Here is a 23,242-nt window from a genome sequence, read left to right as displayed (position 1 = left end):
CACAGCGGTTTAATTTGGTGCACCCTTTTCCTTTGCTCGTTTCCTTTGAAAGTTTTACTTGACTTTTGTTAGCAGGTCTTTCCAATTACTTGACCGTTTTTCAGCTGGATATTCAGGCTTCCATCGTTATGACAATGGATGGCGGATACTGAGCTTTGAAGCAGTTCTGCATCCAATGCAGTCATGGGCTGACGCCCGGAAAACGCTCTGCGCAGACGAACCGTTTCGTATTCGCGGGAGTCGATGGCGCTGTACTGAGCCGCAGCGATGGACAGGATCAACGCCTTTGCGGCATCCTCGTCGATTGGCTGACATTCCATCACCCTGTCCAGCTCACGCTGCAGGTTCAGTTCGGTGGATCGATCAGGCGGCGCTGTTGCCGGAAGCCGGAGCTGTTCCGGCGATACGATTAGGTTGTTGAGCAGATCCAGCACCTGCCGCTCCATGTGCGCTGTCGATGGCCGCCCGCTGAAGCGGCGGAGGAACTTCTGCGTGTCCGTTTTGGGAGCTGCCGTCTGCTTTGCGCTTCGCTTTTCCAGTGCTTTCTCCAGGGCTTCTTGATCAATGACCGGCGGATAGCCGCGCTCTCCCGTATAACGGCTGTCTTCCAGAATTCGGGCGACCATGTTTTTGTTCCAGACCTTTCCCACGTCATAGGGAATTGACTGTTCCCGAAGCTCCTCTACCAAGGTGTTGTGGGTAGCTCCCGTAAGGTATTGTCGGAAGATGTACTCTACCAGCTTTGATTCCTGCGGATGGAGGGCAATTTCTCCCATAACCACCCTGTAGCCAAACGGCTGCTTCCGATTGCCCATCAGTGCACCGTCCTCTCTATGGTTTCTGCCAACTCCAGCCCGTTTTTCAGGCGGAAGCGGATGCGCTCATTGCTTTCCACGATAACCTTTTCAACGAGCTCACCGAACAGTTCTGTGTCAAAGCTGTCAAGGAAGTCCGGGCCATCATCCAAGATTTCCATCAGATCCCGCGTTTGGTCGATGGTGTTGTCGCCATCGACCGCCAGAAGACGCTCCTTTTTCAGCTTTACAGCGCGGAGCCGCTCGGTCAACTCATTGCTCTGGGATATAAAAATATCAGGATCAATGAGGCCCTGCTGTTTCAGTGTGGCCAACATTTGATTCTGACTGGTAAGATCTGATATTTGCTTGTTAAGTTCAATGACATCCATACTCCAGAGCATCCGGCGGTTGCGGATAGCTTGGAGCGAGGTGATCATTCCCATGAGGAGTGGTTTACTATGGTGCTTGAGCTTATAGTATAGACGGATGAAAGCACTTGTTATTTCATCCTCTGTAATTGGTGTGATGCTGCATTTTATGCCGTGTCTTTTCTTGTCGTGTCCTATGCATACCCAGTATATAATTCCGCGCACCACCTTGCGACGAAATAGTGACTGGCAGTCACCGCAAACTATCTTTTTCCGGAACGCATACGGACTCTTTTTCGTTAATGTAATCTTCTGTGCGCGAGATTTCATTAAAGCATTTGCTCTCTCAAAGTCTTCTTTGGATACGATTCCTTCGTGTGTCCCGTATGCGTAGTACGAAACCTTCTGTCCTCGGTTCAGCCGGCACTTATATGGGAGCGTGTCTGTTGAGAAGTATTTTTGCCATACAGAATTGCCAATGTACTTTTCATTCGAGATAATATATCGAATGGCAGTTGAATCCCATGCGACTTCACCCGATTTACACGGGATACCATTTTCTCGCAGGTCAAATGCTATCCGCTCTGTACTTTTGCCAGAAAGGTACTCACTGAATATCCGCTGTACGATAACAGCTTGTTCCTTCACAATGTGTATGGAGTGGTTCTGTAGAGTATATCCGTATGGCAAGTTTGCGGGTATGTATGTCCCAGCCTGCATTCGTTTTTGAATGCCCCACCGCATATTGTCGGAGATGGATTCGCTCTCGGCCTGGGCAAAGGATGCGAAGAGCGCAGTCATCATTTCGCCGGACATCTTCGCAGTGTCAATGTTCTCTTTTTCGAAGTAGACGCCGACGCCGAGTGATTTTAGCTCTCTGATGGTTTCCAGGCATTCCTTGGTATTGCGGGCAAATCGGGAGATGGATTTTACCAACACCCTGTCGATCAGTCCTCTACGGCAGTCCGCCAGAAGTCGCTGAAAGTCCTCGCGCTTTTCAGCAGATGTCCCTGTGATACCCTCATCTGCGTATATATCTACCATTCTCCAGTTATCCTTGCTGGAGATCAGGTCACTGTAGTGATGGTTCTGAGCGGCGAAGGAGTTTAGCTGGTCATCAGAGGCGGAGCTGACACGGGCGTATGCCGCAACCCGCAATTTGGCATTTTGGGGCTTTTCGTTTGCCTCGATGGTAATGACCCGGTATTGCTTTTCCCGAAGCGCCATGCTGCCGTTGGTCATCAGCTTTTCCGCCATGTCAGTTCACCTCCTTTTTTGCAACACAAACAATACCACAACACCTTTGAAATAGCGATTGAAAAGAATGCGATTTCAGAAAGAAAGGATAATGTCCGCACCGGTCTGTGCGGCAATTCGGGACAATATCTTCCGGGCCTCTTTTTCCGTTGCTTTCTTCTGCGCTACCAACGAACGGAGTAGTTGGATGACACCGCACAAATCAATATTTTCCATCATGATCCCTCACTTTCCTATGCTGCTTTTGATAGCAGAAATATGAGAACCAATCAGGGAGCCTTGGAGAAGGGGGTGTATGGAGGCAATGAAAGGATGGTGGATGTTTCAGATATTTTGAAAAGGAGGTAGATAAAAGACTATGACCGATTCCCATATCTCTACTATCAAAGAAAACAGAAGGCCGCCCCCAAAAGTCAGAAGAGCACGCATAGGCTCCAAGTCTGGAGCGGCCTTCTGTTCTTTGACAATAGCTTTATTTGCCTGTATTCGACACTACTTCCCCAGGCGGGGCGGCAACTTAAACTGTGCTGGCGCACATCATGGGACTCTCACCCCTCCGAGGATCTCTCCGAGCTGCGTAAACAGAAGTATCATTGTAGGCTGACGAGGTCGTGGCGAAACAGCGTGCCAAAGCTGTCCTGGCCTGAGTGGGTATCGCTCTGCACCTTATATGGCCGTCCTTTGATGCAGAATACTCCGCACAGGTGGTCTTCGCGCACTCGGCCTGACGCTCTCTCCGTCAGCTAATGTATTCAAGTTGCTGGATATGACCGCCGATGGGGCGGTGTTTTTCAAGCTTCCATGAGATGTTTTGATCTCACGAAGATTGTAACTCCGAGCTTATTCTTCCAACAGAAACAGAATGGAAAGTTTACCAACCCAAAATGGAAAGTTTTTAGAGGGATGCCTCCAATTTGGACAGAAGAGAGATGGCCATCCGCAGTCTGCGCTTCTGTTCCTCTGCAAAATCTCCTTTTCCCACCAGGAGATAATCCAGAGGAACCTCAAAGAATTCTGCGAATTCTACAGCCAGTTCGACCGGGCCGGTTTGTTTCCCATTTTCGATTTTTGCTATGTAGGGAGTGCTGACATTCATTTTCTCTGCCAGCTGTTCCTGTGTAAGCCCACGATTTTTCCGCAAACTCCTAATCCGTGAACCGTAGTCATCGCTATTAAAGCTCATAGCACTTTCCTCATAGATGATGGGGATAAAATTACATTTCATTTTCTGCTTGCGCTTGGCTATTATGAAAAGGTTCTTGGTGTATCCCTCCGCCTTTAGGTCAACCATGCTGGGCATTGGAACATTTTAATTTAAACAGTCATGGTCGGTTCGTGAATTGGAACGCCTCCAAAATACTTGGACATGGGATGTTCAGCAAAATCCGCAGCAACATACAAAAATTGAGCCATGACCAGCAAAATTAATTCCGCTGGTCATGGCTCAATTTTATTTCATAACTAATTACTACCGCATTGATTAATTTGTCTTAAAATATTGCTATTCTATTTTAACAAATTTCTCGAGTCCAAGGGACATCATTCTTTCGGCATCAGTAGCTGAGCAAACTTCATAGAACTGTTGGTAGGTTAATGTATCAGTACTTTTATTAAGGAAGTATATCTAAAGTGCCAAATACACAGGTGATCAAGGGAACGGAGAAGGGAAGATGGGGAATGACGGCACGGCTATATTTCTTGGAAGCCAGGTTTAAGATCCAGGCGCCCTCCCGGTATAGAGCTACTGCCTGTTTATCGCCACAGAAAGCGTATAGATCCCGACACTGACCCACCGCCAGTTTAAGCCTGCATCTCCAGACGGTAGGGCCGCACACCGTCAAAGGGCTGCAGCAGACCATAAAAGCCGGAGAGGATGTGTAGGTGTTCCCGTACATAATCCAACTGTGGGGCGGTAAATACATGGGGAGCCATATAGCGATACTGGATTTCCTAATAAGCCAGAAGGGCAGGGGTCAGGCGGCAACGCAGATCCATTTCTGCCAGCCGTTTCACATTTGAGGCTGCGATGGAATCGTTACAGTTCCAGAGCTGCTTCATCTTTCGGAACGACTGGATTGCAGTATGGCTTTCAGTCGTTTCGCCTCCGATGAAAAACGAGCATTTCCTCCGGTGCAAAGCATTCTGTGTTCTCTCATCTTTTTGGCGCGAGAAATGATAATACGTATGACAATCTCCTTGGCTGAAATTGATTCTGAGCATATTATAGTGTGTACGTGTCAAAGCAGCATACCCTGAAGTGCATATCAATACCCGCCAGAGGTGATCACACGCTGGCGGGTATTGATAGCCTTATTTAATCAGACGGGCTCCCAGTAAATACTGATAAGTGGTAGGAGGGAGTAATTTGACCAGCAGATCGGCCGGAGGCTTTTTTTCCGCAATCAGGCGACGGACAGTAGAGGCGCTGATGACGGTATCGTCTGCGGTAAGCCGGGGGATTTCACGATAGGCCACGCCTCCTGGAGGAAGCAGTGTGCTGAGGACTTGATTGTAGACTGCCGTGGTTTTGCTGAAGGGCTCTTCGCCCACATAGCGGGAGGTAATATCCAGGGCATGGGCGATTTTGAGAAATACTGTGCAGTCCAGCGTAGCCTGAATTGAGGTGAGTTCCTGGTTGCTGGGGAAGAAGTAGGATGGGAATACCGCAGCTGAAATCAAATAGCTCTCGGTTTCATGGTATATGATATTTGTCAGGTCGCGGGTACCAGATTCCACCAATTGCTTTCGGGTCTCAAAAGAGAACTGCGATAGATCTTCCGAGACAAGAAACAAGTGGAGGGTGTCGTTTTCTCTGCAGGCTGTCTCCACTAAACGGCGGTGTCCTGCAGTAAACGGGTTGGCGTTCATAACGATGGCAGCCTGTGTTCCCCGTCCTCTGGTGAGGCTGTTCAGGTAGTGCGAAAAGCCGTCCCGTTGATTTTCCATCAAGACCACCTGCCCCTCTACCCGGGCAATTTCGTAAAAGCCCAACTCGTGAAACAGAGGCGCATTGCAGCATTTTGTGTGGAGGAAGAGATGGCAGATCCCATGACGGTACTGGTAGTCCACCAGGTGGGAGACGATGCAGTTGAGGAGTCCCTCTCCCCGGTGGGCGGAATCTACCGCAAAGCAGCGCAGAGTATTGCGAAAGCAGGAACCGGTGGCTACCATATCTCCGTGGCGGTCATAGGCTACCACGGTATAGTCCAGATGGGGATCCTCGTGAATTCCTTCCCGCTCCAACAGCTTTTTCCAGTGCGCCACAGAGTCGGTGTCTGTTCGCTCCAGACTGGAAAGTACGATATCCTCCATAGTGATCTCCTTTCCGAGGTTCAATCAAAGGAATAGGGCTTCAGCTTGCGTACCACGTCCAGGATGGTGCCGTCCCTGGCCTCTACAATGGCCACCACGTCGTCCTCCCAGTGGAGGGGCTCTGGTCTGTCCACAATCTGATAGGCCTTTTCACACAGCCACTGGATGGGGACATGGGGGATACCTGCCGCGTCCAGACAGGCCACAAGGTCAGGGCGCAGAGGATTGACCGCGATACCGTAGTCTGTGACCACTACGTCCACACAGTCTCCGGGGGTGGTCACCGTAACCACCTGTTCGCATATCGTTGCCATACGCCCTCGGAGCAGCGGGGTGACAATGATACAGCATTTGCTTCCTGCAGCGGTGTCCGGGTGGCCGCCTGGGGCGCCCCGCAGCACGCCATCGGAACCTGTCAGTACGTTTACATTGAAGTGGATGTCCACTTCAAGGGCGGCCAGAATGACAAAATCCAGGCAATTGACGAAAGCGCCCTTGTTGGCGGGGTTGGCGTATTGGCTGGCGCTCATTTCAAAGTGTCCCGGGGTACGGTGGATGCTCTGCACAGCGCCCAGATCAAAGTCCTGAACGTCGATAATTTGATCCACCAGCCCCTGTTTCAGCATATCTACCATGGAGGTACAGATCCCGCCGATGGCCCAGCCCATGTGGATATTCCGGGCCTGCATCTGGGGTGCCAGAAAACGGTTGACGGCCAGGGTAGGGCCGCCTACGCCGGTCTGGAAGGAAAACCCGTCCTTAAAATAGGGGGTAGCCGCCATAATTTGTGCAGCGTTTTGCGCCATCATCAGATCCCGGGGGTTTTCTGTCATCCGGGCAGCCGCGCTGGCAATTTTCTTGGGGTTTCCGATGGAATCCACCACAACCACGCAGTCTACATCAATGGCCTTGACACTGGGAGGATAGTTGGGGAAGTCCACCAGGGTATCGGTTACCACAATGACATAGTCGGCGTACTGGGCGTCAGCCATCGCGTAGCCAAGAGAGCCACAGTCGCTCTTGCCGCCGATTCCCCGGCAGTTGCCCATGCAGTCCGCTGTGGGGGCCGCCAGAATGGCAATGTCGATATGAACCTCCCCACATTCAATGGCTCGGGGGCGTCCACCGTGGCTGCGGATAATGGCCGGTGTCTGCAGCAGCCCTTGGGAGACCACTTCACCCACCTTGCCTCTGATTCCGCTGGTCTGTATGCCCACCACTTTTCCCTGGCGGATGTATTCCGCCACCGGGTCGTGGGCGCTGCCCAGAGAGGTAGCGGCGATGGTAATATCCTTCAGACCCAGTTCTTCAAAAATGGAGGCCATGGCCAGGTTGACCACATAGTCACCGTCTCTCAGGTGGTGATGGAAGGAGACGGTCATACCGCTATGGGCGTTACACTGCTGAAGGGCCTCCTTCAGGGAGGGAACAACCTTGGTGTCCACGGGGGCCTCCCGGCGTACCGTACGGGGGCCGACCTTGGTCAGGAAAGTTCCGTCTTTATAGTTCTTGCCCTGATAGGCCTCCCTGCCGTTTTTCAACAGAAAATCGGGAATGTCCCTACCTATAAAATTGATCATATCAGAGGTCTCCTTTATATATGCCGCAGGCTTTTGCCAGCGCAATGGTGCGGGCAGCGCCGGGCAGGAAGGCGATGTCGATCATCTTTCCGTCAATGGTAAATACGCCGATTCCCTGGGCCGCCTGCTCCTGCACCGCCCGGACAATGCGTTCCGCAGCGGTGATTTCCTTCTGGGTGGGGGCAAAGAGTTCGTGGACAATGGGAATCTGCTTGGGATTGATGACGCTCTTTCCATCGAAACCCATTTGATGATTCTGGATGACCTCTCGGCGGAAGCCTTCCATATCGTCCAGGTCGGTAAATACCGTATCAAAACACTGTACGCCGGCAGCCCGGGCGGTCAACACAATGTGGCCTCGGGCCGTCGCCATTTCGATTCCGTCCCGGGTAGGGGAGACCTGCATACATTTCCGAAAATCGCCGCCGGAGAGGGCCACACCCAGCATGCGGCTGGAGGAACAGCAAATTTCATAGGAATTAAGTACACCCTTTGGACTCTCCAGAGCGGCCATAAGAAGAGTGCGACCCTTCTGCACACCAAATTCGGCCTCTGCCTGTTCGACTGCATGCTCTACCTGGTGGATGTCGGCGGCGGATTCGCATTTTGCAATACGGATTCCATCCGCGCCTCCCGCTACGCTGACCCGGATATCCTCTTGCCAGTGAGGGGTATCCAAACCGTTGATTCGCACCAAAACCTCTGTGCTGCCATAGTCGATGGTTTTTAGCGTGTGATAGAGGGAAAACCGGGCGGCATCTTTTTGATTCTCCGCCACAGCATCCTCCAGATCCAGAATCAGGCTGTCCGCACCATAGATATAGGCGTCTTTGATCAGGCCGGGCTTCTGGGCGCTTAGAAACATCATGGTTCGTCTGAGGCGAAACCGTTCCGGTGCAGGACGAGCAATCATTTTAACGCACCTCCCCAGGGGAACCCGCTGTCAATCTGACAGCTTCGGAAAACCGCACATTCCACTCGGGCCCGGATGGTGCAGTCCAGTGCACCCATATCCACCACAGATACCTTTGCGTCCGTTACCTCCAGATTGGATAAAACGTCCCGAACTGTGTGAAGAATTTGCTTTCCATACTGGTTGAGCACACTGCTCTGAATGGAAATATCCAGGGTACCCTCCCCAGGCTCTACGGAAACCTGGGCATCGCTGGATTCCAGTGTACCCGCAACCGCCGCTGATTTGATGACCATGACAAGAAACACTCCCTCATTGCAAGCTTTCCTTCGCAATTCTATTGTACAAGGGGATTGACAATAAGTAAAATATTATTTAGATTAAAAGTGTTATAACAGTAGAGTTATAGGGTGATGGAAATGAACATGAAAAATCTGCAGTATATCCTCTCTGTCTGCCAGGAGGGAAATATGACTGCGGCGGCCCGTGCCCAGCACATCTCTCAGCCGGCACTGAGTCAGGCAATCAAGCAGGAGGAGCAGAATTTAGGCGCAGCGATTTTCCATCGGGGCAGCACTCCGCTGACCCTTACCGCCGCTGGCAAACGGTATGTGGAAACAGGGCGCCAGATCATGATGCTGGAACAGGACTTGAAAAATGAATTGTCCGAGCTGACAGGCCGGCAGGAGGAGGTCATCCGCTTTGGGCTTTCGGCCCAGGAGGGTATGTATCTGCTGCCCCGGATCCTGCCCCGCTTTTTCCAATTACATCCCCATGCCAAGCTCTGCATTGAGGAGCGAGGGTCGGCGCTGCTGGAAGAAATGCTGCTGGATGGCTCTATTGATGTGGTGCTGGCCCGGTATGAAAAGAAGCGTGCGCCGCTGGAGTACCGGTTGTTTGCGAAAAATAAGTTGGTGCTGCTGTGTGACCAGACCACCAGGCTGGCTCAACAGCACCCCAATGCCGCTACGATTTCCCTGTTGGACGCCAAGGATGAGGCCTTTGTCCTGCTGGAAAAGGAACATCATATCGGGCAGTTCATTCGGTCACTGTTTGAGCAATACGGTATGTCTCCCAAAATTTTGGCAGAGGTAAATTCCTTTGATACGGCGAAGCGGATTGCCCTGTCCAGTGGGGCGGTAACCCTCTCGCCCTATCCGCTGTTTGGTAACGATCCTTTTTTGGAGCGACGGGGAAATGTGTATTTTCTGAAGGGAGTAAAAAGTTCCCACCACAGCTATATCTGCTGGAGAAAGAACATGTACCTGACTCAGTGTATGTGGGACTGGATTCGGCTTTTAGAAGAGGAAGGGGCGGAAGCAGGATGAACTGGATGGCGGGTGAGGAGATCGGACTGGAGGATATGCTGCTGCTGCGGGAGCGCAGGGCGGATTTACAGCACAGCCTCCTGCAGCGGCCAGGCTGCGCATGCGTGGTATGCCTGACGATGAACATTGCCGGCCCCGTGAAACGCACACCTATGACAGACCTGTTTTTCGACGAAGGGCGGAGAAAGATTGCCGCTGTTTTAACCGGCCTGTCGTTGGACTGGCGAGAGGAACGGCTGGAAGCGGCGGCGGGACTTACCGCGTGCTATTGCTGCGGAGGAGACCCTGTCACAGTCAAACGATCCATGATTTTATTGGAGGAAGAGAGCAGGGCGGCCAGGCTGTGGGATATTGACGTTCTATATGGGCTTGGGCAGAAGGTGAGTCGGGCGGAACTGGGTGTGCCAGAGCGCAGATGCTTTCTGTGCGGAAATCCGGCTGTGGGTTGTGCCAGAAGCAGGCGGCATACGGTGGAGGAGATGTGGGCCTATACGACAGAAGTGCTGTGGGCCTGGTATGTGGAGCGGCAGGCAGAGTCTATCGGCATGATGGCCCAGCGGGCGCTTCTTCATGAGGTGGCGGTGACACCAAAGCCGGGTTTGGTGGATCGGAACAACAATGGTGCTCATCGAGACATGGATTTTTTTAGCTTTTTGGACAGCGCCTGTGTACTGAGGCCCTATTTTGCCCGCTGTGCCCGCTGGGGCTTGGAGCATGCTGAGGTCTTACCGGAGGAGGGTTTGCCTTCTCTTCAGATACTAGGGATGCAGGCGGAGGAGGAGATGTACCGCATAACCTCGGGGGCCAATACCCACAAGGGGGCTATATTTTCTTTGGGAATCCTGTCTGCGGCGGCTGGAATCCTTGCCGCACAGGGAGGAACGGAAAAAGATGCCTGGCATCTGGGAAATCTGGCGGGTCGAATTGCAGGTGGACAAGCCGGGCAGAAGGGGGCTAGAGCTTCTGCAGCTAACGGATATGCCAGAGAAATCAGTATGCTGAAGAAATTCCGGCAGTGCAGGCTGGATACGGGTTCCTGGAACCGTGAGCTGGTGGAAATGTTGCTTCAGATCATGGGGGAAGTCGAGGATACCAACCTGTTAAGACGGGGCGGGGAAGAGGGGCTGGCATATGTCCGTCGGGCGGCAGGGAATCTGCTGAGGAATGGCTCATGTTCCCTGGCCGAAGTTGAGGCCCTGGATCAGCACCTGATCCAGCGAAATCTGAGTCCCGGCGGGAGTGCGGATCTGCTGGCAATTCTCTGTTTTTTACATTTTTGGGAAGACTGAGGTCTCCGGTTCAAATCCGGATAGCAGCTCCATAAAGCCACACCAATCTGGATATTTTAAGCGGAATGCTTAGAGTATCAGAGGGTGTGGCTTTTTTATTTCCCTGAAATTTGTGTTCTGAAAAAAAGATATTTTCGAGGCTTGTGGAGCCACAGAAGGACATTGAACCCCGGATCGCTCCATAAGATACCGGTTACCCCTCCCCTGCGCCCTTTTTCAGCCCTGAAGGCCGCCAAATGGAGGAAAAAATATATACAAAAAGTAGAGCGTCGGTTTGTTGGTTTCGCAACCATCAGACCGGCGCTTTTTTGCTGCACAGGAAGTTCAAAAAGGGCGCACACCTTTGCGTCTGCTTTGCTGAATAGATTTTTGTAGAGAAGATGGTATGGTGAAATTCCCGGGCAGGGGCGCAGAACGGTGATCGAAAAAGGGCGCTGAGCCCCCAAAGGAGGAATACGAACATGCCCCCCAAAACCTATTTCGAGGAACTGTCCTACGCCCTGCGGCGGCGGGAGCTACTGCCCCGGCCGCTGGAGGAGGACGGCCTGCTCCCGGTGGAGTGGAACGGACGCATCCTGTGCCGGGTCACGGAGAGCGGCGCCGTCCGGTATGACCCCACCTGGGTAGACACCAGCAGGGCAAAGGCCGCCCTGGCTCAGGCCACGGAGGCGGCGGGGACGGTGATGGAGTACATGACGCTTCTGGAGAATGCCCCACCTCTGAAGGCGGATGGCCTGGCGGACGGTTACCGGGTGCTGGCAGAGTTCAACGGCACAGTGCTGGCCGGGACAGAGACGCTGCTGGGGGCCCAGTTCGTCACCTGGGCCCGGGACTATGACCGGAGCGGGGTCAACAACGGCCACTACTACATGGAGGACTATCAGGGCGCCAGGGAGGACTTCGCCCTCCGCTCCGGGCTGGTGGCCAGGGAACGGGTCTTTGACCGGGAGCAGCTGGAGGGGCTGCGCCAGGCGGTGCAGGGCTTCCTCTATGGAGAGGGCCCGCCTCCTACCAGCAGGAGTTCCAATGCCGGCGCCTCCTGGATCAGATCACAGCCCAGCTGCCGGAAAGAACCCAGGATCAGATGCAGAGCGAAAGTCAGAAGCTTGGACAGTCCATATGAGGGCGGTGCCAAATCAGGCGCCGCTTTTTCTATACAGAAATTGTTGGTATCGCTTGGTTTGCGGCATTTTTTTCGTTACGTATGGTGATAGCTTTATCCCGCAAAAGCGGGTATTGTTGTGGTCAGAAGCCCACCAAAAAATAACGAGGAGGACACACGTATGAAACAGATTGAGAAGCATCCCGCGCCGGAGAAGCTGCTTCAGCAGATAACTGAGGAGGCAATCAATGCCCTGGCGCTGGGCGGGCCGGACAAGATCGGGGATGAGGCTCCCATGGAGGCAGGCGTGAAGCTGATTGCCAAAGCCTGGGAAGTGCCCCGGGAGAGCCTGCAGGCCAGCCTGGAGCTGATTGAAAGAGAACGGCAGCTTCTGCGCAGCGGGAGCAGCGAGGACGCTCTGCCCAACAGCGAACTGCTGAAGCCTTACGACGGCAAGATGATTGCCGAACTGCTCTGGGGCCTGTTTGAGACGACGGCCAGGCTGGAGGATGCCCAAGACCGGGCGGCGATGCACAAGCTGGCCCTTCTCATGGCGGAAAGCCTGAACCTGGACAGTTGGATCGCGGAGTGCGGGCCATCTAAAATCTGAGACGGAAGCATACAGGAGGGGGGCTGTCCTTGGACAGCCCCCCTCACCTTTGCGCCAAAGAAGGATCGTTTACTTCCACTGGAGTGGAAAGGCCGCCCTGTCCCAGGGCGAGGCTAACCGCCGGCGGTAGCGCAACATCTGATATAGAAAGAGGGAGTAAATCTTGAACCGTCCATGTGAGGGCGGCGCCAAATCAGGCGCCGCCTTTTTCTATGCCCAGATTTTATTCCATTTCAGTGCCCGTAAGATTTATGCCCCGGAGCACCCGGCGGAACCGCCGCCCAGGCCAGTATGCACCCGCTCCCCCCTCTGTGTGGGCTGCCCCTACCCTGCCAACGGCTTCCTCTGCTGGGGGAAGGATGGGAAGTGCCTGCGCTCGGAGATGCGGCGGCTCAATGCCACGGACAGGTGGGCAGAGCAAGAAACTAAGGAGGAGATTCACACAGATGAATCCATGTAACAATCGCTTTCCCCTGCGGCCGGCCGCCCGTGAGGAGGCCGGCCTGTTCTACTCAGATGACCAGGCGGACAGAACACTGGGACTGGACAGGCCGGTGGGCCGGGTTTCCTTTGCCAATGGCGAGCGCATGGAGTTCACAGCCCCACAGGATTACCTCCGGACCATCCGGGAGGAGCTGCCCACAAGGGATGTGACCGGCTTCCGCTTCGAGACCCTGACGGATGACCCGGCGGTGCGCAAGGCGGCGGACGATATGACCTATGACCTGTATGGGGAGGAGAACCCCAGGCCGCTGGAGGATTACGTGCCCCGCCAGGGGCCGGAGATAGGAGGGCAGCAGATGTGACCACACAGAACAGACAGCCGGTGCTGCGCTGTGTCCTGAGCAACGCGGCGCACCCGGAGTATGGCCAGGTGACCATCCCCTTCCCCATCCCCGGCATGGAATATGAGCGCACCCTGGAATGCCTGGCCGCTATGGAGCTGGGAGCCCCCCTGAAACGGGACTGCCGGGTGGACGAGCTGGAGAGCGGCTTCCCCATCCTCAAACGCCTGGAGAAGGTGGGCGCCAATCTGGACGAGCTGGACTACCTGGCCCGGCGGCTGGACAGCTTTGACGACTATGAGGCCGCCCAGTTCCAGGCTATGGCGGTCAGGCTGGGTACGTTTGATATGACGGACTTCATCAATCTTACCTTCTGCTGCCAGCAGGCCACGGTGATCACGGACTTTTCGGATTTGGACGCTGTAGGCCGCCAGCATTACATGACGCTGGAGGGCGGCTGTGCCAGTGAGGAGGAGCTGGAACAGGTGGATGGCAGAGCAGCGGCCTTGAAGTTGATCCTCAACAAGCATGGCACTATCACACCCTATGGCGTGGTTTATGATAACGGTATGGAGCTGGAGAAGTTCTACAAGGAGGGCGGCCCCTTTCCGGACTATCTTGACCGGGAGTTCGTCATACTCCTGGAGGCATCCTACGGCGAGGGGCAGAGCACACTGCTGGTTCTGCCGGACAGCCCGGAAAGGCTGGAACGTCTCCTGTGCCGCACCGGCATCCGGGACAGCCCCCACTTTTGGATAGTAGACAGCACCCTGCCCGGCGAGGTCATCAGCAGCATTCCGGCGGAACGCCTGTCCATCAATGGCCTCAACCGGCTGTGCCAGGCGGTTGAGCGGATTGCACCGGAGGATTTGAAAACTCTGGTACAACTGCTGGCCGACAAGGATCACCCCAGCCAGGGGCCATCCCTGGGCGGGCTATCCATGTGAACCGAGGGGGAGAGAATATACAGAAAAAAGAGTTTATCCGGCAGATCAATGAACTGGTTCCCAGGCCGGACCCCGTCACCACCGAGGCGCTGTACCGCTTTGACCGGGAGTGTGCGGAGACGGAGTACATCGATATGCTCACCGCCCTGCGAGTGGTGGCGCGGAATTTCGGTGAGGAAACCCTCCAGGGCGCCTATGAGGTCATCCAGCACCAAAACGCCGCTCTGCCCAGCGAGCTGTTCGCCGCTGCCGTCTACTTTCAGGCCGGGCGCACACCGGCAGAGGTGTCCGGCCTGGCCAAGGAGGGCCGGCTTATGGGCTTCTTTGGCCCGGAGCGGCCGGAGGAGCCCAGCCGGATTGCGACCTGCACCATTGTGGAGTCCGGGCAGGAACAGCGGTTTTACACCATGGACTTTGGGCGCTTCAATCCGCAGCATGCCTTGAAGCGGGCCATCACATACGGCCGGGAAACAGGCATATCCGCCACCCAGGCCATGGCCCGCCTCACCATGGATCAACCGGAGTTTGCCGAAAAGCCCGGCGGGCCCCGCTGTATCCTGGACGGCCTGGGCTCAGAGCTCACCGAGGCGTTGTTCCAGATCTCGTCAGCCTGCCCCGCCGTGGCCGCCCATATCACCTGTAATGCGGATCTGGGTATCACAGAGGTGGCCTATTATCCGCTGTGGCTGGAGCGGAGTCAGAGTCAGGCGCCCATGCAGCCGCAGATGTAAAAAATGCTGGATATTACGGGCACACTGTGGTATGTTGTGTGCTTACCAGAAGAAAGGACGGGAAAGAACTATGAACCATCAGAGGAAACAGAGCATGCACAGGGACTCCGTTGAAGGCCGGCTTCCGCTTTGGAAGCCGGCCTTTTCTATCCGAATGACACTTGAGGCAAAATGAAGGGAGACAGATCATCATGCAGGGTGTATCGAAGGAGTGGCTGGATTTCCTGCGGAATCAGTTCCCCGCGGGCAGCCGGATCCAAACATGGGAGCTGGATGATCCCAGAAACACGCTGGAGGAGGCTGGTACTCTGGAGCACATCGATGACTCGGGCCGGTTCCACGTCCGGCAGAGCGACGGAGGTGAGTGCGTCCTGACCCTTGGGGAGGAGATGTTCTCCGTCCACCCGCCTGAGTCCACCCAGCTCAAGCTGTACATGCCCCTCACCGCCAGCTTCTATGCCCGGAATGAGTGGGGAGATTGGGATGAGACGGGTGAAGAATGGGACGGCAGAACGCTTCTGGACTATGAGGACAGGATCCTGGGCTTCATGGTACGGAACCGGGTGCCGGAGGAGGCGGAGCGGGGCCTCATGCTCTGGTGCGACAAGGAGTTCCTGGACGTCAAGGTGCGCTCCGCCGTGTTTACGGCAGAGGCCAGAGACGGCAGGCTGTGGGGCGTGGCGGAGTGCCAGGTCGTCGGCCAGCTCTCTCCGGAGGAGCTGACCGGGCTGAAGGACTATCTCACCGGCCAGGCCGCGGACGGCGTTGGCGAGGGCCTGGAGCAGCAGGCAATCCGTGTGGACGGCGGGGAGCTTTACGTCCACATGTGGCAGCCGGAGGGCTGGAGCATCCAGACGGAGGCAGAGCAGTTCGGGCTGACGCAGGCCCAGGGCATGACGATGGGGGGTATGAGCCGTGGATAAGGCCTTTACAGTATCCCTGTGCAATCCGGACAAGGATACTTATGTGACACTGGAGCTTCCAGCAGACCCGTATGCTGTCCTGGATGCCTGGGAACGGCTGCGGCTCGCACCGGACACCAGAGTGGAATGGGAGATGGAGGACTATGGGGAATTCCCCGTCCTGTTCCCTGGCCTGCAATCTGGCGAGGGCTTCCCCGCGCTCAATGCCCTGGCGGAGCGGCTGACCAGTCTGGACAGCCGGCAGCGCACCGCATTCGAGGGGCTAGTCAAGCTGCAGGACGGCAGGCCCATGGAACCAGACGCCCTCATTACCCTGTCTGAGCAGGCAAAGCACTGCCAGGTGGCGCCCGAGGCCACGGATGACGCCTCGTTGGGCCGGGTTTACGCGGCAAACGGTTCCATCCCCGAGGTGAAGGATGTGCCGGACAAGGTATTTGAACTGCTGGACTTCCAGCTCCTGGGCCGCCGGATCCGTCAGTCGGCGGGCGGGGTCTTCACCAGGCAGGGGTATGTGGTACCGGATGGGAACTGGAAGCCCACAGAGGGCCAGGAACTCCGCATCGCGCCGGAGGCCCCGACTGGCTTCTTTCGGCTGGAGCTCCGGCTCGGGGAGGAACGGGCGGAGCTCACCCTCCCCGCCGGACAGGAGCTGGTGGAGGTGCGGGAGCGGATGGAGGCCGTGGGCCTCCCCAACTGCGCCGTCACCGCCTTCCACAGCCGGGTACCCCAGCTTCCGGCAGCGTGGGCCACGCCGGAGCGGCTGGATACCCTGAACTGCCTGGCCATCCGGCTGATGGTGCTGGCGGAGCGGGACTCTCTGGCCCTGATCAAGTACAAGGCGGTGCTGGAGGTGTCGTCCATTTCGAGCCTGGAGGATGCCATGGCGTTGACGGAACGGCTGGACGCCTACAATCTGAATTGGGCAGCCGCCTCTCCAGAGGACGTGGCCCGCGGGGAGCTGCGCCGCTCCATGGGGGAGGAGAATGCCGACCTGCTGTGCTGGTACCTGAACCTCTACGGCTACGGCGAGGCGCTGATCCAGCAGTACGGGGGCGAGCTGACAGACTACGGTCTGCTGACCCGGGCGGATGGCCAGCCGGTGCAGAAACCGCTGCCGCCCCAGCCCACCCGGGGCGGCGTACAGATGGAAATGAGGTGAAACGCCCATGGATAAAGCAGGACTTTTACAGCTCCCCGGCAGGCCGGAGGAGCAGGACTGGCTGCGGGAGCGGCTGGAGGTGTTGACCGCGCGGGAGGGGATCGCCTTGGACGCGGCCATCCAGCGCCATCCCGCCCAGGACAGTACAGAGGTGGTCAGCCTGCTGGCCAGCCTGGACGAGTATGAGGTGTTGGGCGGCATCCAGAGTTATGAGGATCTGGGCCTGTATTACCTGGAGGAGACCAACGCCAGGCTCCTGGCGCTGCGGGACTACATCGACCTGGACAAGCTGGGCAGGCAGTATGAGGCACAGCACCCCGGCCGGTTCGCAGGGGGCTGCTATGTGGTATATCCGCGAAAGGGGGTGACGGGCTTCTACGACGGGGTCAACCTGCCTGGGCCGGACTACAGCTGGAGCCTGCGGCTGAAGCTGGCCTCCTCCGCGGTGCCGGAGGGGGTGTGGCTGGCGCTGCCGGACTACAACGACATCATGGACGTGAGGCCGGGGGAGATCCGGCTGGCCCTGGACGCTCTGGGTGTGCAGACCATCCGGGAGTGCACCCTGCTGGAGGCCCGGTGCAGCCTGCCGGGGATCACCGGCCTGGAGGATGCATATAGGGGACGGCTGGAGGATCTCATCTATGACGGTCAGAACCTGGGATTTATCCTCCAGGAACAGAACCAGGGGCAGAAGGGGTTCCTCCAGGCCTATCTCTGGATACTGGAGTATGAGCACTGCGCCACCCTGCCCGCTGCCCTGGATTTGGCGCAGAACCTGAACCGCTACCAGGTGGTGCGGGCGGATCAGCTCCAAGACATGGCGTGGATGGATCTGCGCGTGCGGTTGGGATGTGTGGATCGGGCCCTGTCAGGCTGCATTGATCTGGAACGGTACGGACTGGATTTGCTGCGGAAGAAGGGCTATACCTTGACAGAGGACGGATGTGCATACATTGCTAGGCAGCAGACGCAATCCCAGGCGCCCCAACAGATGCAGCAGATGTAACCCCAGATCAAATCTATATCAAAACGAAACAGGGGCCGTTTTCCCGAAGGGGACAGCGGCCCCTGTTTTTTGTGCCCTTTTTCGGGAGGACGGCCCGGAAAAGGAGGACGTCATGAAAGCCAAAGAGAAGCAACTGCTGGAGTACCTGAAGAAGCACTGCCCCGGCCGGGAAAACGCCATCAGTGGCAAACAGATGAAAAAGAGGTTCCGCATCCATGAGGCAGAGCTGCGGAAGCTGGTCCATAACCTGCGGGTGGACGGGGCGCCTATCTGCAGCGACCGCACCGGCTACTTCTACCCCGCCAACGCCTGGGAGGTGATTGCCACAATCGGGCATCTCCGGCGAATGCGGGACGGCGTGGAGAAGGCCATCCGTAGCTTGGAGAGGGCCACGGGGGCCTTCCGTCTACCCGGGGGAGGTGAGGCGGATCGCTAAACCCTTCTTCCCCTGGGTAGGCGGGAAGCTGTTCCTGCTCCCCTATATTTTCCAGCTGCTCCCCAGGAGGGCGCCCCGTCTGCTGGAGGTCTGCGGCGGCAGCGGCGCGGTGACCCTGGGCTTGGGCGCCGGGTATGCCCCGCTCCGGGTGTATAACGACGTGGATGTGGATCTGGTCAACCTGTTCCGCTGTGCCCGGGACCGGCCCCTGGCGCTGCTCAGGGAGCTGGACTTCCTGCCCCTCCACGCCCGGGCGGACTTCGAGGTGGTGCTCCGCTTCCTCAACCACGGGTATGACCCCAACGACTTCCTGGAGGAGGAGCTCCAGATCGCGGAGGAGTACTTCCCGCCCATGGACAGGCAGGAGGTGAAGAAGCTCCTGATGGGCCGGGCCAACCTGCCGGACGTACAGCGGGCTGCGGCCTATTATCTGAGCATCCGGTACAGCTACAGCGCCACCGGGAACAGCTTCGGCGGGCGCAGCGTGGAGCTGCGCCGCTTCCTTGGCCTGCTCCGACGCGCCTCGGACGCACTCCAGGGCGTGGTGGTGGAGAACAAGGACTGCTGCGATGTGGTTCGGCAGTACGTCCGGACGGGTGCGGTGATCTATGCGGACCCGCCCTATCTGGAGGCGGAGAGGATGTACGCGCCCTCCTTTGCCCTCCGGGATCACGTCCGGCTCCACGATTGCCTGTGCGCCCCGGCGGCGCGGGACAGCCACATCGTCCTGTCCTATAACAGCCATCCGGACATTCTGGACCTCTTCGCCCCGGACTTTTATATTGTGGGCTTTGACCGCCCCAACCCCATGGCTCGGCAGGAGGACTCCAGGTACCACGAGCTGCTCATGACCAACTTTGACCCAAGCCCCATGCTCAACCGCCAGCTCTCCCTGCTGGATAACCCCGGACTGGTGTCCAGCGACTGGCCGGAGCTGCGGATCCTGTCCGCCCCTACCGGGCGGCTGCCTCGGGTGTGGGACTGGCCGCAGGACTAAGAATACGAGGTGAAAACAGAAGATGAAATTTACCATCTGCCATGACACAAGCAAGAAGACCCTGGCCATCCCCCGGGCCGCCCTCCAGCTCTCCGGACTGGAGGACGCGGAGCGGCTGGCCCTGCATACAGAGCACGGCTGCATCGTGCTTACCCGGCAGGGGGGCACTGCAAGGGAGCGGCTGGATGCCATCCGGCTGCTCTACGATCTGAACATCGGCATGGTTGTCCGCTTGGCTCTGGACAGCCGGTCAGCCAGCGGTATGCCGTGCAAAAGAGCGTCCGAGGTATTCCGAACCTATGACGCGGAGTTCCTGGATATGCTGGAGCATTGCGGCGTGGATTTGTTCGGGTTGGGCGCCCTGCTGACCCGGGAGGAGGATGCCGAATGAGCTTGGCCTATTACACCATGGATGATCTGCGGCTGGGCCGGGGCGGCTTCCTACAGAAAGGCTGGACGATCCGGCAGCGCCCGGAGCTGGGGGAGGCCCTGGCGCACTACCGGGGCATGCCCATCACCAAGCGGAAGGTGCTGGGCCTGACGGACGGCTTCCATGTGCTGGAGCTGGTGAAGAACGTGCCCCTCTTCCCAGATGATCCAGAGGGGGAAGATGTGCTGGCCTCAGAGTTGGGGGAGCCGCTGCCTCAATGGGCGGACACTCCAGAGGCCTGCCAGGCATTCCGCGCCTGTGTAGAGGATCTTGGCCTTCGCTACCAAATTGAGGGCAAGATCCTGGCCCCCATCCCCGTCAACAAGAAGCAGCGCCGCAAGAAGCTGGTGGGGAAATACCTCTGGCCCGACGTCCCCGGCAATCCGGCCTCCGCTCTCCGGTGGGTGTACCTGGCCGGGAAGGGCTGGCTGGCCCCCACGGTGCTCGAGGAGCACCCTGCCGTGCTGCCCCTGGTGCTCAAGGTGCGGGCGGACGGCATCACGGACAAAGGCGACTACCGCCCCCTGGAGCTGGAGCCCTGGGAGTTCCGCCTCCTGGCCCGGCGCACTCTGGAGCGGCTGGAGCAAAATATGACAAAATGTGAAGGAGGAACCCCATCGTGAAACGCACCATTCTGAGATGCGCCGCCGGCCTGTTGATAGCCGCGGCGCTGCTCCCAACCGCCCTGGCGGCGGAGCCATTCCCCGCGGTCACCGAGGTGCAGGTCTGCTATCCAACCTCTGTCACCCGCAGTGAGGACGGCACGGAGATCCGCAAGGTCTATGACCTGTCCCCGGAGCAGGACCCTGCCGGTATCCCCCGGTCGGACTTCGAGCAGGACGGCTTCCACTACACCCTGACAGACCTGCTCCAGCAGGAGCTGCCGGAGCATGAGAGCCGTCCGCACACGGAGACGGTATCGTTGGAGAGTAAAAGCAAGGATATGGAATCCGTCCTGGCCCTGCTGCCCCAGGAGAAGGAGTTCGTCACGGAGGACGGACTGTCCGGCACCCTGTCCCTCCAGCTGGACACTGTCCAGGTGGAAGCGGCGGGCTACGGCAGCTCCACCCGGGAGGTGTCCGCCACCCGCTCCTATCCCAACCTGGCCAGCCAGGATACCGCCAGCATCCCCAAGAGCATTGAGGAGGACGGGCGCAACCTCACCCTCCAGAATATTGACTGGCGGACGGACAACACCGCCAGCGTGGCCGGTTACAACCTGGGGGACTGTTACACCGCCGTGGCCACCTACACCGGCACCGCCACCAGCAGTTATGTCACCGGCTATACTGTCACGGCGGACTACACCGGCACCGTCAGCCGCATCGCCCTGAACCGGGTGCGTTACGTTGCAATTTTTGAGGGGGAGCCCCTGGAGCCCGCCGTACCCATGGAGGAGTCTGGGGATGGCCTGGCCCAGTTCAACTGGGCGGCCATCCTGCTCCCGCTGGGCGTGGTCTTTGCTGTGGGCGGCGTGATTGGAGCCTGCCTGTTCGTCAAGCGGCGCCGGGAGAACAAGGAGGATTCGGAGTGAAGAAGCTGGCCACCCTGTGCCTGGCCGCCTGCCTGGCGGCGGCCCTGGCTACCCCGGCGGGTGCTTTAGATTACGCCATTGACGCGCCGGAGGGGCCGGACTACGGCAAGCCCACCTCGGTGGAGGTGGTACACACGGCAGACGGCGGGGCCCTGAAAAACGAGGACATCAGCAAGAATGCCGCCCTCATCCCGCCGGGCTTCGGCAGCGCCAGCGCAGACACTCTGAACACCGGAACCTGGCTTACCCCCAATCTGGCCCCGGAGGGTATGGCAGTGGGCGCCGTCAACGGCAGCGGGATGCCCGTTGTGTTCCCGCCTTCTGTGGACACCTTCACCGCCGTCCCCGCGGAACCGGAGCAGGAGACGGAATCTGGCGGCACCTTGGGCTATACCCCGGTGGCCTCGGACCTCTACTACTCCGGCGGATACCTGGGTACCTTAAAAATCCCCGCCATCGGCCTGAGTGTGCGGGTCTATGAGGGTACAGACAGCTCCACGCTCATGAAGGGCGCGGGACATTTCAAAGGCACCAGCATCTGGGATGGAAACTGCGCCATCGCCGGACACAACCGGGGGGTGCGGGACGACTTTGGAGATCTCCACACCCTGGAGCGGGGAGATACCATCACCTGGACCACCAAGCTGGGTGTCCGCACCTATGAGGTCACCAGTGTGCAGAAGGTCAAGGAGACGGATACCAGCGGCACCGCCCCTTCCAACGAGAACAAGCTCACTCTCTACACCTGCGTGCGTAACCAGAGGACCTACCGCTGGCAGGTGCAGGCGGCGGAGGTTGTGTAACCTGCTTTGTTTTGCGGGCTCATTTTCTCCACCGGGCCCCCCCTTTGCTATAGACTTTTCCCCAGATTTCCGGTATGTTGTTGCTGTAAGGAACACAAGGACAGCAGAGGAAAGAAGGAGGTCAACCGTATGAAAAGGAAACAGCTTATTCCGGCGGTATTGGCAGGTACCTTGATAGGCGCAGCACTGGTGGGGCCCGCGTCGGCGGGGGTGGCTGCCCTCACTGCAGCCCCAAGCACCCAGACCTTCTATGTAGACGGCAAGCAGGTGGATCTGGAAGCGTATGTCATCAATGGTCACAACTATGTGCAGCTCCGGGACGTCGGCCGGGCGGTAGACTTCGGCGTGGCGTATGACCAGGGCGCCAACCGTGTCCTGGTAGACACCAGCTCTCCTTACACAGAGGAAAGTGCAGTGTCCGCCCCCTCCGGGGTGGTCATCGTCCCCCAGTCGGACGAGCCCCTCCGGCTGAAGGAGGGGGACAAGGTGCTCTGCGATGACGGCACCACCTATGAGATCACGGATCTGCGTCTGTGGGAGGAGCCGGAACCCCTGCCCGCCTATGACCAGACGCGCTTCCCGGAGCTGGAGTTGCCGAAGGCGGAGGTGCGTCGGTTTCAAAGTGAATATGGGGACAACCTGCACATTCGAAACCTCTATGAGACCCGGCGGATGGAGTACACCATCTACAACGCCGCAGTGAACTGTCCAGAGCTGTGGGCGGATGGTGCCCCCGCTCTCAACCTGCACCTGGGCATCTCTGCACAGAACGCGGTGCAGATGTTCTGGCCCTGGCAGGAAGACCAGCTTACCCAAGTATTCTGCTCCGCGCCGGGGGCCCGGTTCGAGGTGGAAGCCTGGGATGTGTACCACGACGGGAAATATCTCTATACCGAATATAATATCAGAGGGACGTGACCTAACAGCGTCCCAGA

At 57.6% G+C, this 23,242-nt stretch carries 27 protein-coding genes; 18 read left to right on the top strand and 9 right to left on the bottom strand.

The window, feature by feature from the left end; all coding sequences use genetic code 11:
* Window positions 1-68: 68 nt before the first annotated feature.
* The 9 genes from E0E41_RS07120 to citD form a co-directional block, all read right to left on the bottom strand.
* Window positions 69-815: a recombinase family protein gene (locus tag E0E41_RS07120; protein ID WP_130869295.1), complete on the bottom strand. Its 747-nt coding sequence runs from the start codon at window positions 813-815 to the stop codon at window positions 69-71.
* Window positions 815-2,422 (bottom strand): recombinase family protein, encoded by a 1,608-nt coding sequence (locus tag E0E41_RS07115; RefSeq protein ID WP_130869294.1) that lies wholly within the window; start codon window positions 2,420-2,422, stop codon window positions 815-817. Before E0E41_RS07115 ends, E0E41_RS07120 begins: the two co-directional genes overlap by 1 nt.
* A gap of 75 nt (window positions 2,423-2,497) precedes the next feature.
* Window positions 2,498-2,641, bottom strand: coding sequence for a hypothetical protein (locus E0E41_RS18520; RefSeq protein ID WP_165450524.1), 144 nt, complete (start codon window positions 2,639-2,641; stop codon window positions 2,498-2,500).
* 676 nt (window positions 2,642-3,317) lie between these two features.
* Entirely contained in the window at window positions 3,318-3,722 is a 405-nt protein-coding gene (locus tag E0E41_RS07110) for a helix-turn-helix domain-containing protein (protein WP_130869293.1), read from the bottom strand.
* Window positions 3,723-4,222: 500 nt separating this feature from the next.
* Entirely contained in the window at window positions 4,223-4,354 is a 132-nt protein-coding gene (gene yaaA / locus E0E41_RS18900; protein ID WP_242623717.1) for a peroxide stress protein YaaA, read from the bottom strand.
* Window positions 4,355-4,732: 378 nt separating this feature from the next.
* Window positions 4,733-5,734, bottom strand: a complete 1,002-nt coding sequence (gene citC, locus E0E41_RS07100) for a [citrate (pro-3S)-lyase] ligase (RefSeq protein WP_130869292.1) — start codon at window positions 5,732-5,734, stop codon at window positions 4,733-4,735.
* A gap of 20 nt (window positions 5,735-5,754) precedes the next feature.
* Entirely contained in the window at window positions 5,755-7,314 is a 1,560-nt protein-coding gene (citF, locus tag E0E41_RS07095) for a citrate lyase subunit alpha (RefSeq protein ID WP_130869291.1), read from the bottom strand.
* 1 nt (window position 7,315) lies between these two features.
* On the bottom strand, window positions 7,316-8,227 hold the full coding sequence (locus E0E41_RS07090) for an aldolase/citrate lyase family protein (RefSeq protein WP_130869290.1): 912 nt from the start codon (window positions 8,225-8,227) through the stop codon (window positions 7,316-7,318).
* Window positions 8,224-8,523, bottom strand: a complete 300-nt coding sequence (citD, locus tag E0E41_RS07085; protein ID WP_130869289.1) for a citrate lyase acyl carrier protein — start codon at window positions 8,521-8,523, stop codon at window positions 8,224-8,226. The genes E0E41_RS07090 and citD overlap by 4 nt, the downstream gene beginning before the upstream one ends.
* Before the next feature lie 123 nt (window positions 8,524-8,646).
* Here citD and E0E41_RS07080 point away from each other — a divergent pair, with 123 nt between their 5' ends.
* The 18 genes from E0E41_RS07080 to E0E41_RS06995 all read left to right on the top strand — a co-directional run bounded on the left by E0E41_RS07080 (window position 8,647) and on the right by E0E41_RS06995 (window position 23,225).
* Window positions 8,647-9,555 (top strand): LysR family transcriptional regulator, encoded by a 909-nt coding sequence (locus E0E41_RS07080; RefSeq protein WP_165450523.1) that lies wholly within the window; start codon window positions 8,647-8,649, stop codon window positions 9,553-9,555.
* A 35-nt stretch (window positions 9,556-9,590) separates the two neighbouring features.
* Window positions 9,591-10,844 (top strand): citrate lyase holo-[acyl-carrier protein] synthase, encoded by a 1,254-nt coding sequence (gene citX / locus E0E41_RS07075; protein WP_165450522.1) that lies wholly within the window; start codon window positions 9,591-9,593, stop codon window positions 10,842-10,844.
* A 461-nt stretch (window positions 10,845-11,305) separates the two neighbouring features.
* Window positions 11,306-12,055: a hypothetical protein gene (locus tag E0E41_RS07070; protein WP_050001816.1), complete on the top strand. Its 750-nt coding sequence runs from the start codon at window positions 11,306-11,308 to the stop codon at window positions 12,053-12,055.
* 72 nt (window positions 12,056-12,127) lie between these two features.
* A complete protein-coding gene (locus E0E41_RS07065; protein ID WP_009259888.1) occupies window positions 12,128-12,556 on the top strand; it encodes a hypothetical protein in 429 nt (142 codons plus the stop codon).
* A 163-nt stretch (window positions 12,557-12,719) separates the two neighbouring features.
* Window positions 12,720-13,016, top strand: coding sequence for a hypothetical protein (locus E0E41_RS07060; RefSeq protein ID WP_009259887.1), 297 nt, complete (start codon window positions 12,720-12,722; stop codon window positions 13,014-13,016).
* On the top strand, window positions 13,003-13,362 hold the full coding sequence (locus tag E0E41_RS07055) for a hypothetical protein (protein WP_024725209.1): 360 nt from the start codon (window positions 13,003-13,005) through the stop codon (window positions 13,360-13,362). The genes E0E41_RS07060 and E0E41_RS07055 overlap by 14 nt, the downstream gene beginning before the upstream one ends.
* Complete coding sequence (locus E0E41_RS07050; protein ID WP_009259885.1) at window positions 13,359-14,288, top strand: hypothetical protein; 930 nt, start codon at window positions 13,359-13,361, stop codon at window positions 14,286-14,288. The genes E0E41_RS07055 and E0E41_RS07050 overlap by 4 nt, the downstream gene beginning before the upstream one ends.
* Window positions 14,285-15,019, top strand: coding sequence for a hypothetical protein (locus E0E41_RS07045; RefSeq protein WP_009259884.1), 735 nt, complete (start codon window positions 14,285-14,287; stop codon window positions 15,017-15,019). The genes E0E41_RS07050 and E0E41_RS07045 overlap by 4 nt, the downstream gene beginning before the upstream one ends.
* A gap of 191 nt (window positions 15,020-15,210) precedes the next feature.
* Window positions 15,211-15,942 carry a DUF4314 domain-containing protein gene (locus E0E41_RS07040; RefSeq protein ID WP_009259883.1) on the top strand — a complete coding sequence of 244 codons (732 nt, stop codon included), beginning with the start codon at window positions 15,211-15,213 and terminating at the stop codon, window positions 15,940-15,942.
* Window positions 15,935-17,101: an antirestriction protein ArdA gene (locus tag E0E41_RS07035; protein WP_024725208.1), complete on the top strand. Its 1,167-nt coding sequence runs from the start codon at window positions 15,935-15,937 to the stop codon at window positions 17,099-17,101. Before E0E41_RS07040 ends, E0E41_RS07035 begins: the two co-directional genes overlap by 8 nt.
* A gap of 7 nt (window positions 17,102-17,108) precedes the next feature.
* The gene (locus E0E41_RS07030) at window positions 17,109-18,107 is read left to right on the top strand and encodes a hypothetical protein (protein ID WP_009261579.1); all 999 of its coding nucleotides are present in this window, start codon (window positions 17,109-17,111) and stop codon (window positions 18,105-18,107) included.
* A 112-nt stretch (window positions 18,108-18,219) separates the two neighbouring features.
* A complete protein-coding gene (locus E0E41_RS07025) occupies window positions 18,220-18,543 on the top strand; it encodes a hypothetical protein (RefSeq protein ID WP_009261578.1) in 324 nt (107 codons plus the stop codon).
* Window positions 18,527-19,540: a DNA adenine methylase gene (locus E0E41_RS07020; RefSeq protein WP_130869286.1), complete on the top strand. Its 1,014-nt coding sequence runs from the start codon at window positions 18,527-18,529 to the stop codon at window positions 19,538-19,540. Before E0E41_RS07025 ends, E0E41_RS07020 begins: the two co-directional genes overlap by 17 nt.
* 22 nt (window positions 19,541-19,562) lie before the next feature.
* Entirely contained in the window at window positions 19,563-19,931 is a 369-nt protein-coding gene (locus E0E41_RS07015) for a hypothetical protein (protein WP_009261575.1), read from the top strand.
* A complete protein-coding gene (locus E0E41_RS07010; protein WP_024725206.1) occupies window positions 19,928-20,593 on the top strand; it encodes a hypothetical protein in 666 nt (221 codons plus the stop codon). Before E0E41_RS07015 ends, E0E41_RS07010 begins: the two co-directional genes overlap by 4 nt.
* On the top strand, window positions 20,590-21,504 hold the full coding sequence (locus E0E41_RS07005) for a hypothetical protein (protein ID WP_024725205.1): 915 nt from the start codon (window positions 20,590-20,592) through the stop codon (window positions 21,502-21,504). Before E0E41_RS07010 ends, E0E41_RS07005 begins: the two co-directional genes overlap by 4 nt.
* Window positions 21,501-22,307 carry a class D sortase gene (locus tag E0E41_RS07000; RefSeq protein ID WP_009261588.1) on the top strand — a complete coding sequence of 269 codons (807 nt, stop codon included), beginning with the start codon at window positions 21,501-21,503 and terminating at the stop codon, window positions 22,305-22,307. The genes E0E41_RS07005 and E0E41_RS07000 overlap by 4 nt, the downstream gene beginning before the upstream one ends.
* 129 nt (window positions 22,308-22,436) lie before the next feature.
* Window positions 22,437-23,225, top strand: coding sequence for a hypothetical protein (locus tag E0E41_RS06995; protein ID WP_009261589.1), 789 nt, complete (start codon window positions 22,437-22,439; stop codon window positions 23,223-23,225).
* Window positions 23,226-23,242: the final 17 nt, after the last annotated feature.

This window comes from Intestinimonas massiliensis (ex Afouda et al. 2020) (genome assembly GCF_900626285.1).
Classification (GTDB): domain Bacteria; phylum Bacillota; class Clostridia; order Oscillospirales; family Oscillospiraceae; genus Flavonifractor; species Flavonifractor massiliensis_A.
Note: the sequence above shows the minus strand (reverse complement) of the source record. Positions and strands in the feature narration are given on the sequence as shown.